Source organism: Melaminivora sp. (genome assembly GCF_032059615.1).
In the GTDB taxonomy this organism is placed as follows: Bacteria; Pseudomonadota; Gammaproteobacteria; order Burkholderiales; family Burkholderiaceae_C; genus Melaminivora.
This window is the reverse complement of the sequence record NZ_DAMCAM010000002.1, coordinates 20,870-37,090: the sequence shown is the minus strand read 5'-3', so window position 1 is coordinate 37,090 and position 16,221 is coordinate 20,870. Positions and strand designations below refer to the sequence as shown.

Annotated in this window: 15 protein-coding genes; 2 read left to right on the top strand and 13 right to left on the bottom strand. The window is 68.9% G+C overall.

Annotation, left to right across the window (positions count from 1 at the left end; genetic code table 11):
• The first annotated feature begins 2 nt into the window (after positions 1-2).
• Entirely contained in the window at positions 3-1,265 is a 1,263-nt protein-coding gene (locus RT051_RS00760; protein ID WP_106683247.1) for a TrbI/VirB10 family protein, read from the top strand.
• Entirely contained in the window at positions 1,262-1,513 is a 252-nt protein-coding gene (locus RT051_RS00755) for a DUF2274 domain-containing protein (RefSeq protein ID WP_106683246.1), read from the top strand. Before RT051_RS00760 ends, RT051_RS00755 begins: the two co-directional genes overlap by 4 nt.
• 296 nt (positions 1,514-1,809) lie before the next feature.
• Here the strand turns inward: RT051_RS00755 and RT051_RS00750 are convergent, their stop codons facing one another.
• From RT051_RS00750 to mshL, 13 genes are all read right to left on the bottom strand, one after another.
• The gene (locus RT051_RS00750) at positions 1,810-2,496 is read right to left on the bottom strand and encodes a prepilin-type N-terminal cleavage/methylation domain-containing protein (protein ID WP_313069985.1); all 687 of its coding nucleotides are present in this window, start codon (positions 2,494-2,496) and stop codon (positions 1,810-1,812) included.
• Between the two features lie 90 nt (positions 2,497-2,586).
• The gene (locus RT051_RS00745) at positions 2,587-3,684 is read right to left on the bottom strand and encodes an ATP-binding protein (protein ID WP_313069984.1); all 1,098 of its coding nucleotides are present in this window, start codon (positions 3,682-3,684) and stop codon (positions 2,587-2,589) included.
• Positions 3,685-3,687: 3 nt separating this feature from the next.
• A complete protein-coding gene (locus RT051_RS00740; protein ID WP_313069981.1) occupies positions 3,688-4,350 on the bottom strand; it encodes a response regulator in 663 nt (220 codons plus the stop codon).
• Positions 4,343-4,597 (bottom strand): hypothetical protein, encoded by a 255-nt coding sequence (locus tag RT051_RS00735; RefSeq protein WP_313069979.1) that lies wholly within the window; start codon positions 4,595-4,597, stop codon positions 4,343-4,345. Before RT051_RS00735 ends, RT051_RS00740 begins: the two co-directional genes overlap by 8 nt.
• A 9-nt stretch (positions 4,598-4,606) precedes the next feature.
• Positions 4,607-5,911, bottom strand: a complete 1,305-nt coding sequence (locus RT051_RS00730) for a hypothetical protein (protein WP_313069975.1) — start codon at positions 5,909-5,911, stop codon at positions 4,607-4,609.
• 71 nt (positions 5,912-5,982) lie between these two features.
• Positions 5,983-6,921, bottom strand: coding sequence for a hypothetical protein (locus RT051_RS00725; RefSeq protein WP_313069973.1), 939 nt, complete (start codon positions 6,919-6,921; stop codon positions 5,983-5,985).
• Positions 6,922-6,923: 2 nt separating this feature from the next.
• Positions 6,924-7,505 (bottom strand): hypothetical protein, encoded by a 582-nt coding sequence (locus RT051_RS00720; RefSeq protein ID WP_313069971.1) that lies wholly within the window; start codon positions 7,503-7,505, stop codon positions 6,924-6,926.
• The gene (locus RT051_RS00715; protein ID WP_313069970.1) at positions 7,486-8,115 is read right to left on the bottom strand and encodes a hypothetical protein; all 630 of its coding nucleotides are present in this window, start codon (positions 8,113-8,115) and stop codon (positions 7,486-7,488) included. Before RT051_RS00715 ends, RT051_RS00720 begins: the two co-directional genes overlap by 20 nt.
• The gene (locus RT051_RS00710) at positions 8,112-9,581 is read right to left on the bottom strand and encodes a hypothetical protein (protein ID WP_313069966.1); all 1,470 of its coding nucleotides are present in this window, start codon (positions 9,579-9,581) and stop codon (positions 8,112-8,114) included. Before RT051_RS00710 ends, RT051_RS00715 begins: the two co-directional genes overlap by 4 nt.
• An 8-nt stretch (positions 9,582-9,589) precedes the next feature.
• The gene (locus tag RT051_RS00705) at positions 9,590-10,789 is read right to left on the bottom strand and encodes a type II secretion system F family protein (protein WP_313069962.1); all 1,200 of its coding nucleotides are present in this window, start codon (positions 10,787-10,789) and stop codon (positions 9,590-9,592) included.
• A gap of 30 nt (positions 10,790-10,819) precedes the next feature.
• Positions 10,820-12,547 (bottom strand): ATPase, T2SS/T4P/T4SS family, encoded by a 1,728-nt coding sequence (locus RT051_RS00700; RefSeq protein ID WP_313069955.1) that lies wholly within the window; start codon positions 12,545-12,547, stop codon positions 10,820-10,822.
• Complete coding sequence (locus RT051_RS00695) at positions 12,544-14,304, bottom strand: tetratricopeptide repeat protein (protein WP_313069950.1); 1,761 nt, start codon at positions 14,302-14,304, stop codon at positions 12,544-12,546. The genes RT051_RS00700 and RT051_RS00695 overlap by 4 nt, the downstream gene beginning before the upstream one ends.
• Entirely contained in the window at positions 14,301-16,217 is a 1,917-nt protein-coding gene (mshL, locus tag RT051_RS00690) for a pilus (MSHA type) biogenesis protein MshL (protein ID WP_313069947.1), read from the bottom strand. Before mshL ends, RT051_RS00695 begins: the two co-directional genes overlap by 4 nt.
• Between the last annotated feature and the right edge of the window lie 4 nt (positions 16,218-16,221).

The window sequence follows — 16,221 nt, the reverse complement described above, 5'->3', positions numbered from 1 at the left end:
CCATGAACCAAGATGACACTCCCGACCTCGCCACGCCACAGGCGGGCAAGGTGGCGCCCGAGGCGGTGGCGCTGCGCGCTCAACCGCGCCCGGTCACGCGCCTGAACCGGCGCACCTTGGCCATCCTCACTGGCGGCCTGTCGGTCGCCGTGCTCGGCGCCACGATCTGGTCGCTGCAACCGCACCGACGCGGTGCCAACGACCAGACAGAGCTTTACAACGTCGATCGCGTGTCCAAGTCCGAAGGGCTGGATGGCTTGCCTTCGGACTACTCCAAGCTGCCGAAGGTACCGGAGTTGGGGCCGCCGCTGCCGGGCGATCTCGGCCCGGCGATCGTGGCCTCGCAGCAGCCGATGACGCCCACCTATGCGCCGCCGGGCCATGATCCCGAAGATGCCTTGCGCAAGGAGGCGGAAGCAGCGGCGGCTTCGTCGGTGTTCTTCCGCTCGGGCAAGCCGGGACAAACCGCTGGCGCTGCCGCGCAAGAGGCACCCGGTGCACCCAGCGCCATGGCGGCCTTCGACCCGCTGGCCGCCGGGCCAGCCTCGACCGCGACCCAGCCAGCCGATCCGACCACGGTGCAGAACCGGCAGGAGCAAAAAGAAGCCTTCCTGAAAGGCGGTACTACGGAAACCCGCAATTCCGGCAATCTCCAGATGCCGGCCTCGCCGTACCAGGTCATGGCGGGGACGGTGATTGCGGCAGCGCTGGTGACGGGCATCAAGTCCGACCTGCCGGGCGATGTGATCGCCACGGTGACGGAGCCGGTTTATGACACGGCCACCGGCAAGTTCCTGCTGATCCCACAGGGCTCGCGCATCCTGGGCCGATACAACAGCCAGGTCAGCTACGGCCAGAGCCGGGTGCAGATGGTGTGGAACCGGATCATCCTGCCAGATACGTCTTCCCTAACGCTGGACAACCTCGTGGGCACTGATCCGGCAGGCTATGCCGGCGTGGAAGACGAGATTGACCGGCACTGGGGCCGCATCCTTGCCGGCGCGGCGCTGACCACGTTGCTGGGCGTGGGCGCCGAGCTGGCCGCGCCGGAGAACCGGCAGGATGGCAACCGCATCATCATCGCTGGGCGCGATGGCTTGCAGGACAGCGTGAACCAGGTGGGCCAGGAGCTGACCCGGCGCAACATGAACATCCAGCCGACGCTGACGGCGCGGCCGGGGTTGTCGGTGCGGATCGTCGCCAACCGCGATTTGCAGCTCCGTCCTTACCAGCCCTTGTTCTACCAGAGGGGGACTACGCGATGAGTACGACGAAAAAGCTCCGCCTCGGGCCGTTGCCGAAACTTGAATCCACCAAGCTGACCTTTGCATGCCCGGTCAGCTTGAAAGCCGACCTCGACCAGTACGCTGCGCTTCACGCACAAGCGTATGGCGAGGCTGTGGATGCGGCGACGCTGATTCCGCACATGCTGGAAGCGTTCATGGCGGGGGATCGGGGATTCCGGAAGGGAGCGATGACCAGGGCCTCACCACCGAAACCGAAACAGCTCTGACGACGCGGATACCCTTGTCATCGCGCCACCAACGAAAGCGCAGCCCACGGGCTGCGCTTCGCTTTGGGAGCTGGGCGGCGACAAGCCGAGGCTATGATGGCAATGCGACCTTGCCCGCTGCGATGCCCCTGCGCTCACCACCACGAAGCGCCTATGCGGCACCTAGCTCGAAAAGCGGCGAGCGCACGCGAAAGGTCGAATCTGGCCTAACCCATTGCCCCGTAAGACCTTTCGCACCGCTGCATATCCGCATTAGAGACTTGACAGCGGACATTTTTTATTTGCAAGTCTCTCGATCAGCTCAGATCGCGGCAGATCGTGTAGACGTTATCTTCGTTGTAGCCATTGGCTACCACGGCTGCTGTCGGGGCCGTATTGGCACCAGCCACCGCCTGGGTGGCCCGGAGGGTGCCAGTGTCAGGCTTTCCATCGTCCAGCTGCGAGTCCAGGGCGGCAGCGGCCTTTCCAGGAACCCTGGACATGCAAACCAGATTCTTGATGGCCGGACGCCCCTGCACTGCCGTGCCACCCATCACACCGGTCAGGCCGCCCCAGGGATTGGTAGGCAAAGCAGCCGCTCCCACACCGCTCGCATCACCGGTGAGAAAGCCGGCTGCGCGCAGATGGCGAAAAAACAGATCATTCTCGGCTGCCCCGGTGAACACCTGAGCGTTTGTGGCATTGATACGGCCATTGCCATCACCAAGAGGCATGCCAGTCCAAGCGCTGCCTCGCTGGGCCAAGGTGGGCGTGTTGTCATCACCAGGGGACTTGCGGTAACGATCAAGATAGCTCGTGGATGCGGCGGTAACGCCATTGAACTCAGCCGCCGCGCTCTTGACCCGCCCGTTCTCAATCAGCTCCTGCCCCTTGAGCACACCGCCCAGCAGCAGGCCGATGATGACCAGAACGATGGCGATTTCCACCAGCGTGAAACCCGACTGCGTCTTGCGGCCCAGGCGGTGGATGGACATCTTTTTCATAAAAAACCCTCCTTGGTTGATCAACCTTGTGGGCTGCCCCCATGGCAACCCCTGCAGACCATTCTGCCCCTGCCCGCAGGGCCGCAAAAGTCAAATTTCCTGACACCGTCCGTCCGACAGCGGCACGCGTAGCGTAAAAGTCACGCCCTGCGGGCTGGCGCTGGCCTGCAGGTCGCCCCCCGCGTCGCGCAGGCCGCGCCGTGCCTGGTACAGCCCCATGCCCGAGCCGCTGGGCGACTGCAGCGGCTCGAAAGGCCGCTCGGGCCAGGGCGTGGACAGGCGCGGCGTGCGCAGCCGGACCTGCAGCTGCCCGCCGTCCACGACTTCACATGCGCAGTCCAACGCCCCCGCCCCCCGGCGCACGCTGCCATCGCGCGCGACGTTGGAGAACACGTTGTCCAGCGCCCGCTCCAGCGCTTCGACCTGCGCTGGCGCCAGCGGAAAGGGCGGCAGGTCGCCCTCTTGCGCCACGCCCTGCATCACGATGCCCAGGCCCGCCAGCTCGGCGGCATTGGTGATCACGCGGTGGGCGTCGTGCAGGCCGTCCGGCGGGGCACCGCGCCCGGCCGGGGCCTGCGTCGCGGCCAGCAGTTTTTGCGCCCGGGCCTGCAGCAGCGGGGCCTGGCGCTGCAGGCGCTGGGCCAGTCGGGGCAGCTGCTCGGGCGTGGCGCCGGAAAACTCTTCGGCCAGCAGCCCCACCCACTGCGCCAAATTGCGCATGTCGTGCTGCCAGTACAGCTGCACCTGCGCGCGCTGCGCCAGCGCCACGGCGACTGCCTGCGTGCGCTCGCGCATGCTGGCCAGCCAGGCCTGGGCAAAAACGTCCACCACCGCCAGCGCCAGGGCGCGCGCCTCGTTGGTGTGGCCCACGTCGGCCCAGTACAGGGTGATCTCGCAGTCGGGGCCGGCCACCAGCGTCTGGCGCGGCCAGTGCGCCGCCCGGGGACGGCCCTGGCTGCCGCCGACGTCGTCGCCAAACCACTGCCCCTGCCAGTGGATGCCGGCAATGCCCGAGCGCTCCAGCGCCGGCCAGGCGTGCGCGGGCCACTGCAGCGGGTGCATGCCTGCGGGCAGGGCCAGCAGCTCGGCCATGCTGCGGCGCAGACGCCGGCCGCGGTGCCACACGGCCCAGGCCGCCAGCAGCAACACCAGGCCCAGGGCCACCAGCAGCCAGGGCAGCAGGTCCACCAGTCAGCCCTCGCCCGGCCCGCCGGCCAGCGGCGCTTGGCGCTGAATGCCGAATTTCTTCATGTGATAGTAGAGCTGCTCGCGCTCCAGCCCCAGGCTGCGCGCGGCGGCCGCCACGTTGAAGCCATTGCAGCCCAGCACGTGGCGAATGATCTGCTCGGCCACCTGATCGCTGGCCTCGCGCAGGCCCTCGGACAGCTGGGCCGCTACGGTCAACTGCAGATGCCCCTGCGCCAGCAGCTCCTGCTGGCGCAGCGCGAACCAGGCCGCGCGCTGCAGCGCCTGGCGCAGCACGCCCGAGGCTACAGGCTTGGTAAGAAAGTCGAAGGCCCCCGCCTGCACCGCCTGCTGGCCCACCGCCGCCTCGCCCTGCCCGGTGAGCACGACGGCATGCAGAAGCGGCCACTGGCGCACCAGCTGCGCCAGCAGCTGCAGGCCTTCGTCGGGGCGGCCCGGGTGCGGGGGCAGACCCATGTCGAGCAGCGCCACGCAGGGCTGCGCCTTGGGCACTTCGCGCTCGATCAGCGCCAGCGCCCCGGGCCGGTCGTGCGCCACAAGCACCTGCCAGCCCGCATCCTGCAGCGCCTCGGCCACCCAGTCGGACAGCACCGGGTCGTCCTCAACCCACAGCACGGGGCAGGCGGGCGCGGACGCTGGTTCAGTCATGGTCCCCGAGCAGGGCGGAGATGGTCGGGCCGATGGCGACGCCAAAGCCGGCAAAGATGAGCAAAAAGCCCCCCGCCACCCTCAGCAGCAGCCACTGGCTGCTGGTGTCCGCCGAAACCGCCAGGCAGACGTAACCCGCCAGCAGCAGCAACACGCCCACCACCTGCTGCGTGCGCCGGCGCTGCTTGCGCAGGCGCAGCACGCGGCGCATGTGCGCCTGGGTGTTGAGGGGGTCGTCGAAGTCCATGGCAGTCGGTCAGGTGCAGGATTCGTTTTCGCGGCAGAAACGGATGGCGGAGATGAAGAAGCGGGAGCTGCCTGTGGGCTGGATGGTGACCTCGCTGAATTCCTGAGGCGGGTGGGCAAACGTGGGCTTTATTTCCCCCTTCCCTGCAAAATCGGGGAATTTCGGAATTGGCAAATTGAGAGAAACCTTTGAATCAAGCGTCTGCGCATCCTGCGGACGCTTGAAAGTCAACACCATCTCCGCCCTTGGTTCCAGACTGAAAATCCGCAAACCAAAACCAGCTGCCATCTTCCCCGCGGGCAAGGAGAATTTCAAAAACTTGTTTTTATCCAGCACGGAGGCCGTATCGGAACCACAATTTCTCGCGCTTGCGCAGACACCGAGGGCGCTGCCCTCGCCGTTGGTCGCCAGGAGCGCGCCAGGATGGGCGGAAACTGCAACATTTCCCCAGTGCAGCCCGCCGTCGAAGATGATCTTGTTTTTATCGGAAACACGGCCGTTGAACACAACTTCGTCGCCTTTCGGGTTGCCGCTTTGCAGCCTGCCTTTGGTCAAGTCAATGATATTCAAAAAGCCACTCCCCACTGGAAAACCGCTTATTTTCTGCAACTCGTCAACCGACTCGAAAAGCAGCATGTCATCAAAATGACTGGGAGACTGCGCCGGATCGAGGTCCAGAACCTCTTCCGCTCTTCTGACGAATTTTGTCGTACCCGGTACATTCAAATTTGCCTGCTCATCGGGGCTTGCCGGCGAAGGCTGGGGTCGGCAGTTTCCCGGAAGACACTCTGCCGGCCAGGCGCCCACTCCGCTGGGCCCATGGCTGATGAGCACCCACGCAACCTGCTTTTTTTCAGTGCCGAAATTTTTCACCGAGAAGCCGAAGCAGCTGTTCCTGGGGTCATAGGGATCGATATGGCGATCAGCATTACTTACGGTAGCTCCAGGCCCGGAAATGTCCCCGCACACCTGGTAGGAAATTTTTCTACCCCAACCATCGAGGGATTCCTCGAAGGGGATTCCCAGTGTGCGCCAAGGCAGAGCGGCGTGCTGGCTCGTAATGGAACAAGCGCCTGTGCCAACCGGCTGCCGCAGCTCCAGCGCAAAATTAACCCCATCTTTTTTCGTTGCGCCATCTGCTGGGCACGGCAGGCGGTCATGCGTAGCGGCAAAAGAATGCAACGCTTTTTGAATACGCTCCATGCGCTTTTGCGTGACTGCATACAGTTCCTGCTGACCCCCCGTCTGCTGCGCCATCCGAACGCCCAACGTCACTCCTGCGACAACCAAGAGTGTTGTCATGACGGTCAGCAAGGCGCCGCCTCCTTGGAAGGCAACGCTATATGCACGTAGAGGACGGGGCAACATCGCTCACCTGCCAAAATTTAAGGCTGCGGGCGCGGGCCGAGGCCAGCAGCGATGGCGATGGAAATCACGGTTGGGCGGACGACAATGTCATCAAAATAATCATTTTTGTTCTCTTCGTAGGGCGCGTCGACATAGAAGGTACTATCTACGTCTGCAGCACGAATAGCATTTCCATTGGAATTAATAATTTCTCTGAAATTACCCATAACCGCTATTTTCGACTCACCCACATATCTTCCATCCCTTTTATAAGCACCGAATTCGTTCTCGCCATGGCTTATGAGAAAAAAGGCAGCTCCATTTCCATCCACCCGCCTGGATAGTTCTCCAGGGGAAAACGGCTGACCCCCCCCCGAAGCAACACATGACGCTTTGTCGCACACACGAAAACCCCTGGTTTGGCTCCCATCTGTCTTAACCAGATAATCCATTGCGCTGGGCCCAGCATTTAATGAACTCATGTCCAACTCATTGTTCTTTACCAAAGATGTTGTTATTGAGTTTCCCACGCCTGTATTTGTTTTTCCCCATACTCTGTAAGTAACCAAATTTCCCCAGGAATCGATTGCCTGATCGACAGGTACACCTAATGTCCTCCACGGCACCACTCCACGAGTCATGGCTGTGCAGGCCTCAGTGGTGTCATTCCTAGCCTCCACTCCAGAGCCCGGCTTGTCGGTTCCCAAACTTCCATCCGCCGGGCAAGGCAGTCGCCGGTTCACCATCACATACCGCACAAACGCCTGCTCCAGCGCCTCCAGCTTGGCGCGGGTTTCCTTGCGGCGGCTCTGGTCGATCATCGTGTTGGTGGCAGGCAGAAACATGACAGCCACCGCAGCGGCAGCGGCCATGACCAGGGCCAGCTCCACCAGCGAGAACCCCCGCACCGCGCGCTGCGGCCCACACCCCCGGCGCCGCATGCTCGGGCCGCCCACCCGTCTTGCTTCATTTTTCATAGCTATCTCCCATTGCCAGGCAACGCTTTACGGGCGTTTTGACCCCTGTCCCGCACCCGCACCGCATCCGGTGGCACGACGTCCCCTTCCAGCGCGCCCTCCGCGTCCACCTGCTGGCCCGGTCGCAGCACGATGTCCGCATGCCCCGCCTGGCGCAGGCGCACCACGCCATTGTCGATATGAACCCGGCGCTGGCCATAGGTTTCTCCCTCCTGCAGCATCTGGCCATTGATCCAGGCGGTGGCGCCCTTGCGGCCCTCGGCCAGCCCTTCCAGCAGGTAGTGCGAGATGACCGGCACGGGCAGGGCGGGGGCCAATCCGTCCCCGCCCGCTCCGCCCTGCCCTTCCTCGTCTGGCCTGCGGCGCGCCTCCTCGATTTCGGCGCGCTGGGCGGGGCTGTAGAAAACGCGCGGCCAGGCGCCGGCCTCTTCGGGCGACGGCGTGGGCAGGGGTTGCAACGGCAGTGGCGCGGCGCCGGCCGCGCTGGCGTGCGGGGCGGGCAGCAGCGCCGCCAGCGCCAGCCACAGCGCGCTGCCCAGGCCGGCAAAGGCGGCCGCGCGGGGGTTACTGCAGCGCTTGGCCATCGGCGGGCGCTCCCTCGTCGCGGCGGATGTGCAGAAAGCCGATACGGCAGCGCGCCGACAGGCCCTCGGGCTTGGGGTCTTCGAACACGCAGCCTTCCACGCGCTGCACGGCGCCATGCTGGGCGCGCAGGGCGTCCAGCAGGCGCAGCACCTCCAATTCATGGACCCGCACCATTTGCAGGTCGAGCACGTGGCGCTCGACCTGGGCGTGCGCGTCGGCTGCTTCCGGCAGGGCCAGCACCTCGGGCGCGGCCAGGGTGAAGCTGGTGTGCTCCTGCAGCCCCAGGGACTGCGCCGCGCGCAGCAGGTCTTCCACCCAGGCCGCGCGGGGCTCGCCGCCGATCAGGCCGGCAGCCTCGAGCTGGCGGTAGCGCGGCAGCCACGACTGTACGTCCGCCCGGTCGGCGCGGGCCTGCTCCAGCTGGGCCTGCGCGGCTTGGGCGGCCTGCTCGGCCGGCGCGGCCCGCAGCCAGTCGGGCTGCACGAAGCGGTGCGTGCCCCACAGCACGGCGGCGGCCAGCAGCAGCGCCAGCAGCACGCCGGCAAAGAGCCGCAGCGCCGGGCGCACCAGCGGCAGGAGGATGTTCCATTCGCCCAGCCGGTTTGTCATGAAGGCTGCCCTCCCCCCGGAGCCGCCGCGCCGCCCTCGGCCGCGCGGGGCGCCAGGCACCAGCGCCAGGTCGGCGGGCCCTGCTCGGCGTTGTTGCTCAGCCCGCCGCTCACGGCGGCGGTGCTTTCCTGGCGCACCGGGTCCAGCTCGACCTGCCAGTGGTCCCAGCGCGCGACGTCCTGCGCCAGCTCCTGCAGCAGGGCCTGGCGCTGGCGCGGCAGCAGGCTGGTGACGGGGCGGATCTCGATGCGCCACTCGGGGCTTTGCCGGGTCTCACCCGCTGTCGCCTCGTCCGGCACGCTGACCGCGTTGGCCTGCGCGTCGGCGCAGGGCTGCGCCCGCAAGGCCTGCTCGGAGCGCAGCAGTTGCGCCTGGGGCCGCCCACGCAGCAGCTGGCCCAGCTGCCACAGCGGGCGCGCCGGGTCCACGCCGCCTTGCAGCGGCCCGTCCTGCACGGCGCGCGCCAGACGCAACAGCGGCACGTCGATGTGGCGCCGCTCCAGCTCGGCCCGGATGGCCTGGCTGTCCTGCTCCATCTGTTCGGCCTGGGCGTACCACTCGCGGCTGTGCCGGGCGCTCTGGAGCATGTCAAGCGTCTGCCAGCCCAGCACGCCCAGGCCGGCGACCAGCAGCGCCGCGGTGGCCCAGCGCAGTTGGCGGCTCACACGCCGCGCCAGGTGGTGGCGGCGCAGCCCGGGCCCGGCCAGCTGCCCGGGCGAGCCCGGGCCGGCCAGCGCCAGCACCTCGGCCAGCACACCGCCCGGGTAGCGCGCGGCGGGCGGTGGCAGCAGCGTGATCGACTGCTCGCGCAGCGACTTCAGCAGCGCCGGCGAGGGCTCCAACATCAGCACGGCCGGCTGCTCGCCCTGGGCGATGAAGCGGTTATCGGCCAAGTACTTGATGGTGAGGGCGGTCTCGCGCGCCTGCCAGCCGGGCTCGGTCTCCAGCAACAGGCGCGAGAACACGGGCACGCGGTCGGCCAGCAGCACCATGCGCATGCCGTGCTCCAGCGGCAGGCACACCAGCACCGAGCCGCTGCGGGGCACGTCCGGCTGGCGCGCGGCCCACTGCGCCAGCAGGTAGCTCAGCGGCCACACGCCCTCGATGGGCTGGCCGGCCTCAGCCAGCTCCTGCAGCCGCTCGGCCAGCAGGGGCGACGACACACCCACGGCATGCAGCACGAACGGCCGCGGCAGCACCGGCTGGGCGGCCGGGCCCTGCCAGGTCGCGCGCAGGGGCACGTCGGGCAGCAGGTTCTGCAGCTGCAGCTGGATGAAGCTGCGCCGGTCCTCGCCCACGATGCCCGGCACGTCGATGCGCACATGGGTTTCTTCCACCAGATCGACCACCACGCGCACCGGCGACCGGCGCGGCGGCGGCGCGGGCAGGGCGTGGGCGGCCGCGTCCAGCCACAGGGGCTGCAGCGGCTGCAGCAGCAGCACGCTGCTGCGGGGGGAACGGCGCACCCTGCGGCTCATGTGCGGATCTTGGAGATGGTGTCGTAGATGGGGCCCAGCACGGCCAGCATGATCCAGCCCAGCACCAGCCCCAGGGTGACGGTGAGCACCGGCTCGATCAGCGCCTGCACGCGGCCGATGGCCTCGTCGATGTCGCGCGTGAAGAAATAGCTGACGTTGGCCAGGGCCTCGTCCAGCCGGCCCGTGGCCTCGCCCACGCGCAGCATGCGCACCACCAGCGACGGGAACAGGTCCTCGGTGGCAAAGGCGTCGCTGATGGGTGTGCCGTTGGCGATGCGTGCGCGCGCGCGCTCCAGCGCCTGCTGGATGGGCAGGTTGCCGGTGATGCGCTCGCAGTAGCCCAGTGCGTCGATGACCGGGATGCCGGTGCGGTACATGAGGGCGAAGCTGTCGGTGATGCGCGCCAGGATGATCTTCTTGATGACCGGCCCGACCAGCGGCAGGCGCAGGAGCGCCTGGTGCAGCGCAAAGCGCACCTGCTCGCTCGCGCGCGCGGCCACGGCCAAGCCCATGACCAGCGCCACGGGCGCGGGCAGGATCAGCCACCAGAAGTTCACGAAGGCCTCGGACAGCCAGATCAGCAGGCGGGTCTGCAGCGGGATGGTCTCGCCCATGTTGCGGATGAAGGCCACCAGCTGCGGCACCAGATAGACCATCAGGAAGACCACCACGCCACTGATGGTGACCAGCACGAACGATGGGTACATCAGCAGCTTCTTGGTCTGCGCGGCAAGCTCCGACTGCCACTTGAGCGAACGCACCAGCTCTTCGAGTACCTCGGCCAGCTGGCCGGTGAGCTCGCCCGAGCGCACCAGGTGCACCATCACTTCGCTGAAGATGCCGGGGTCGGCGGCCATGGCGTCGGCCAGCGTGCTGCCGCTGTGGATGCGGTCGATCAGCGCGGCGGCCACCTGGCGCAGGTCGGTGCTGTCGGCGCCGTCGCGCAGGTCGGCCAGTGCGTCGATGATGGGCACGCCCGCGCGCAGCAGCACCTGCATGTGGAACAGCAGGTTGATGAGCTCGCGCTGCGGCAGCTTGCCGCTGCGCCAGACCAGGCTGCGCACCACCGAGTAGCGGATGGGCGTCAGGCCCGAGGCGCGCAGCTGCGCCTGCAGGTCCGCCTCGTGCAGGGCCGTGGCCTCGCCCTTGACGACGGAGCCGGCCTCGTTGAGGGCGCGGTAGCGGTAGCGCGGCATGGTGGTGCGGTGGCCTTTTTTATTCGCGCATCAGAGGCGGGCGGTGAGATCCACCACCCGGCCCACCTCCTCGATGGTGGTCACGCCTTCGAGCACGCGGCGCAGGCCGTCCTCGGCCATGGGCACGAACCCGTGCGCCAGGGCGTGCGTGGTCAGCTCGCCCATGGTGGCGCCGCGGGTGAGCAGCTCGTCGAGGTCGCCGTCCATGCGCAGCAGCTCCATGATGGCCAGGCGCCCGTGATAGCCCTGGTAGCCGCAGCCCTCGCAGCCGCCCGTGCGCGCACGGTAGATGGTGCGGCCCACGGCGTGCGCGCCCATCAGGCGCGCCTCGACGCCGTCCTCGCTCACCTGCACCGCCTCGCGGCACTGCGGGCATACGCGGCGCACCAGGCGCTGGGCGATGAGGCCGATGATGTTGCCGGCCATCACCTCGGGCGACACGCCCAGGTCCTTGATGCGCTGGAAGCTGCGCAGCGCCGAATTGGTGTGCAGCGTGGAGAACACCTGGTGGCCGGTCATGGCGGCGCGAAACGCCATCTCGGCCGTGTCCTTGTCGCGCACCTCGCCCACCAGGATGATGTCCGGGTCCTGGCGCATCAGCGAGCGCACGCCCTCGGAGAAATCGATCTTGCTGCCGTCGGAGATCGAGGTCTGGCGGATGCGGGTGATGGGGTACTCGACCGGGTCCTCCAGCGTCATGATGTTGACGCTCTCGTCGTTGAGGTGGCTCAGGATGGAGTACAGCGTGGTGGTCTTGCCCGAGCCGGTCGGGCCGGTGACCAGGATGATGCCCTCGGGGCGCGCCAGCATCAGGTCCAGCAGATAGAACTGCTCGTCGGTCAGGCCCAGGTTGCGGTAGTCCACGATGCCGCGCTTGGCGTCGAGCACGCGCAGCACAAAGTTCTCGCCGTGGATGGTGGGCTGCACGGCGGCGCGGAAGTCCACCGTGCGCCCGCCGATCGACAGCGACACGCGCCCGTCCTGCGGCGCGCGGCTCTCGGCGATGTTCATGGCCGAGATCAGCTTCAGGCGCACCAGCATGGCCGCCCAGTAGCGGCCGTGCAGCGCGCGCACCTGGCGCAGCACGCCGTCGATGCGGTAGCGGATGCGCAGGAACTGCCCCTCGGGCTCGAAGTGGATGTCGGAGGCCAGCTTGTGCACCGCGTCCGACAGCAGCGCATCGACCAGGCGCACCACCGGGTGGCTGTAGCCGCCCTGCCCCTGCGAGAGCGAAGCCATGTCGATCTGGCCAGTCTCGATCTCGTGGATGATGCCGTCGATCGACAGCTCGTAGCCGTAGAACTGGTCGATGGCGGCCAGCACGTCGGCCACGCTGGCCAGTCGCCAGGACAGGGTGACGGAGATGCCCACGTGGGCGCGGATCTGGTCACCGGCGATGATGTCGTTGGGCTTGGGGCTGGCCAGCACCAGTTGCTGCGTCTCGGCGTCGAACGAGACCGGAAACACCTGAAAGCGCAACGCCATGGCCTTGGGCACGCGCGCCAGGGCCCGGGGGTCGGCCAGCACCGACTGCAGCTCGATGGTCTGCTGGCCCAGCGTCTGCCCGAGCGCCTCGCGCATGGCGTGCTCGGTGACGAAGCCCAGCGCGATCAGCGCGTCGCCCAGGGGTTTGCCGGTTTTTCTCTGCTCCAGCAGCGCGATCTGGATCTGGTCGTTCGAGACCAGGCCCATCTGCTGCAGCCGCTCGCCCAGGCGCAGGGGCGCGCGTTCGGTGGTGGTAGGGGGTGCGGCGCTCACTGCTGCCACAGCTCCTGCAGCTCGGCCATGCGCCGCTGCGCGGCCCGGGCAGTCGTGCCGGCCGCGCCCAGCTGCAGCGCCTGGCGGTACATGCGCAGGGCGTCGTCGTAGCGGCGCACCTGGTCCAGCCCCACGGCCAGGTTGTAGGCGTGGGCGGCACTGGCGGGCGCCAGCGACTGCGCCAGCGTGAGCGCGCCCAGGGCCTCGGACCAGCGGCCCTGCCGCCCCAGCAGCGCGCCCAGCGCCGCCTGCGCGGCGGCATCGCGCGGGCGCTCCTGCACCCATTCCTGCAGGCGGCTTTCGGCCGTGGCGGGCTCGGACTCCGACAGGATGGCCAGCATGCCGTTGCGCGCGGTCTCGTTGTCGGGCCACAGCTGCAGGCTGCGCTGGTAGGCGGCCCAGGCGGGCTCGAACTGGCGTTGGCGGTGCAGCGCGACGGCCAGGCCCAGCGTGGCGTCGGGGTCGTCCGGCCGCTCGGCCAGGACCTGCTGGTACAGCGCCTGGGCGCGGGGCGCATCGCCCTGGCGCAAGGCGCTCCAGCCTTCCTGCAGGCGCTGCGCGGCGTGCGAGCGCACGAGGGCGGCGGGTTGCCCGGGTGCCGCGACGCGGCCGGTGTGCGCCGGGCCGGTGACCTGGGAAGGGGGGGACGCGCTCGTGCCTGTCGCCGGAGCCGGAGCGGCAGCGGCGGCAGCGGCCAGGGCGGCAGTGTGCGCGGCCCGCTCCGCCTGGAGCTTGGCATTCTCACCGCGGCGCTCGCGTGGACGGGCAGCGGGCGCCTCGGCGGCAGGGGCCGTTGCCGCCGGGGCGGTCGGGCCGACGGAGGGAAGGGGCGCGGCCCCGGGCATGACCGGTGCCTGCTCCCCTCCCCCGGGTGCCGCGGCCGGGTCGGCGGGGGTCTCCGCCAGCAGGGGCGCGGGCTCGTCAGGCTCCGCATCATTGAGCAAGGCCTCGTCTGCGGGAGGGGGCAGCTCGGCCAGGGGCGCGGGCTGCGCGGGCAGCAGGGAGCTGCCCGGATGCAGCGATTGCCAGTACTGCCAGCCCAGCCAGGCCGCAGCGCCCAGAACGAGCCCTGCGACCAATGACCAGACCAGGCGCCGGGTGCGTGCCCCGGGCGGCAGGGCCGGCGCGCGCGCGGCGACCATGGCCTGGGCGGCGTCGCGCGCGGCCTGCGTGGAAGCCGCGGGTGGTGTACCCGCCCGGGGGGGTGCGCCGTCCGCCGGGGCGGCATTGGTGCTGGGGCTGGAAGCCTGCCGGCCGGAGGGCTGGCCCGCGGTGCCCGACAGCGGCGCCGCGGAGGAGACGGGTGCAGGCGGCTCCTGCGGCGTGGGCAGAGGCCGCTGCAGGGACGGCGACGGCTCGGGAGCATGGCGCTGCGCCACCGGGGGTGCGGGCTGCCCTGCAGACATGGGCTGCGGTGCGGAGGGAACGGGCGCGGCCGGCGGGGCGGTCACCTCGGAGCCGGGGGCTGCCGTGCTGGCAGGCACGGGCGCAGCCGCAGGCGCCGACGGAGGGAGCGGCGCCGGCTCCAGCGGTGGCAGCTCCAGCTCCAGGGGCGCGGCGGACGAGGGCGTCCAGGCGGGGCCTGGCTCCGGGGCGGCCAGGCGCTCCTGGGCGCCGGCGCCCTGCCCGCTGCCTGCGTCGCCAGCGGCTGGAGCCGGGGGGGCGGGCGGCTGCCCGGCCGGCTCCATCGGCTCCAGCTCCAGGGGTTTGCCCGCGTTGCCCGGGTTGCGCTGCAGCGCCTGAAGCAGCAGGCTCATGGGCGGTCTCCGGGCTGGGCGGGCTGCGCCGGCGCCGGCGGCATGCGCTCGGGCAGCGGCTGCAGGGCCTGGCTCAGGTGGGGCTCGAACTTCTGGTAGTCGCCACCCAGGCTGGCGCTGGTGACCACGGTGGGCCGCAGGAAGATGACCAGCTCGCTCTTGCTGCTGCTCTTGCGCTTGTACTTGAACAGCTCGCCCAGGCCGGGCACGCTGCCCACGCCCGGCGTCTGGTCGGTGGTGCCGGCGACATCGTCGCGCATCAGGCCACCCAGCACCGCCGTGTCGCCCGAGCGCACCTTGATGACCGACTCCATCTCGCGCGTCTCGATCTGCGGAATGCGGCTGACCACCTCGTCCAGCCTCAGGTTGTCCTGGCGCGCCATGGCCAGGTAGATGGGCACGGCCGGGTCGTCCACATAGCTTTTGACGCGCGACAGCGAGGGCCGCAGGATGAGGGTGACCTCGTCGCTGTCGTTGATCAGCGGCATCACGCTCATGACCAGGCCGACCGACACGCTGTTGGGCGTGGAGGTGAGGTTGAAGACGGCGGCGCTGCCACCCGAGCCCGCAGTGAAGTTGGCGTTGAGCGTGAAATACACCAGGTCGTCGGTGACCTTGAGCATGGCCGCCTGGTTGTTGAGCGCACTGATCTTGGGGCTGGAGAGCACCTTGGTGTTGCCAAACGACTCCAGCAGACGCAGCGCCACCGACAGCTGGATGGCGCTGTTGTTGCCCACGCGCGTGAGCGTGGGCGTGAAATTGGCCATGCTCGGGATGATGCCGCTGACCGGCACCCCGGAAGGCAGGGTGGAACCTGCCGGGCCTATCTGCAGCAGCGGCAGGCCGTTGCGCAGCAGACTCCAGTTGATGCCCTGCTGGTAGTCATCGGACAGGTTGACCTCGACGATGGTCGCCTCGATCAGCACCTGGCGCGTGGCGCTCTTCATGATGCGGTCGATGAACTCGCGCACGCGCATGTGCTGGCGATAGGTGGCGCGCACCGAGACCACGCCCGTCTCGGGGTTGGCGATGACCGAGGCCGCCTCGCGAAAGCGGACGGCAGGGGCGCCGGCCGGCGCCGCCGTGGCGATCGGCGCGGCGGCGGCAGCAGCGCCAGCGGGCGCGCCCGGGGCACCCGGCGCGGACGGAAGCGTCGGGGCGGCGATCACCGGCTGCGGCGCGGGCGCTGCCACACCGGGGGCCGCGGCGCCCTGCCCGTCCTCGGGAATGAGCTTGTCGGTCTCGCGCAGCAGGTCGCGCAGGTTCTGCGTGAGGGTTTCCCAGAAGCGGTTCTGCGAGCTGTTGCTGAGCGTGCTGCTGGAGCGGTTGCCCTCGTTGCCGCCCCCGCCGCCCGTGCGCGAGATGCTGGAGCTGGCGGCGATCTCGCTCTTGGCCTCGCGCGCGACGTTGATGTAGTCCACCCGGTAGTGGCGCAGCACGGGCGAGTCGGGCATGACGAACAGGTTGCGCCCCTCCATCTCGTAGCGCATGTTCACCTGCAGGGCGGCGCGGTCGAGGATCTCCACCAGCGTCTGGTCCACCGCGTTGATGCTCACCGTGCCGACCAGGTCGGGGTGCACGTCCAGGTTCAGCCGCGCATCGCGGGCAATGGCAAACAGCAGGTTGCGCACGTCCACGTTGTGCACGCTGATCGAGAACAGCTCGGGCCGCGCGCGGCTGGCCCCTGCCGGCGCGGGCGGCAGCAGGGGCGCGTCCACCAGCGCCGGCGGCTGGCCCGGCGCGACCGGCGCAGGGCGCAGGTGGCCGCTGCTGGGGGCGGGCGGGTTGGGAGCGCAGGCGGCCAGCGCCAGGGCCAGCGCCAGGGCCAGCGCCAGGGCCAGCAGCAGGGCCAGCGGCCGCAGGGCGCGAGCCGGGCCGGGCAGTCCCGCCAGCGGGGGTTGTGGCAGCGGCATCGGG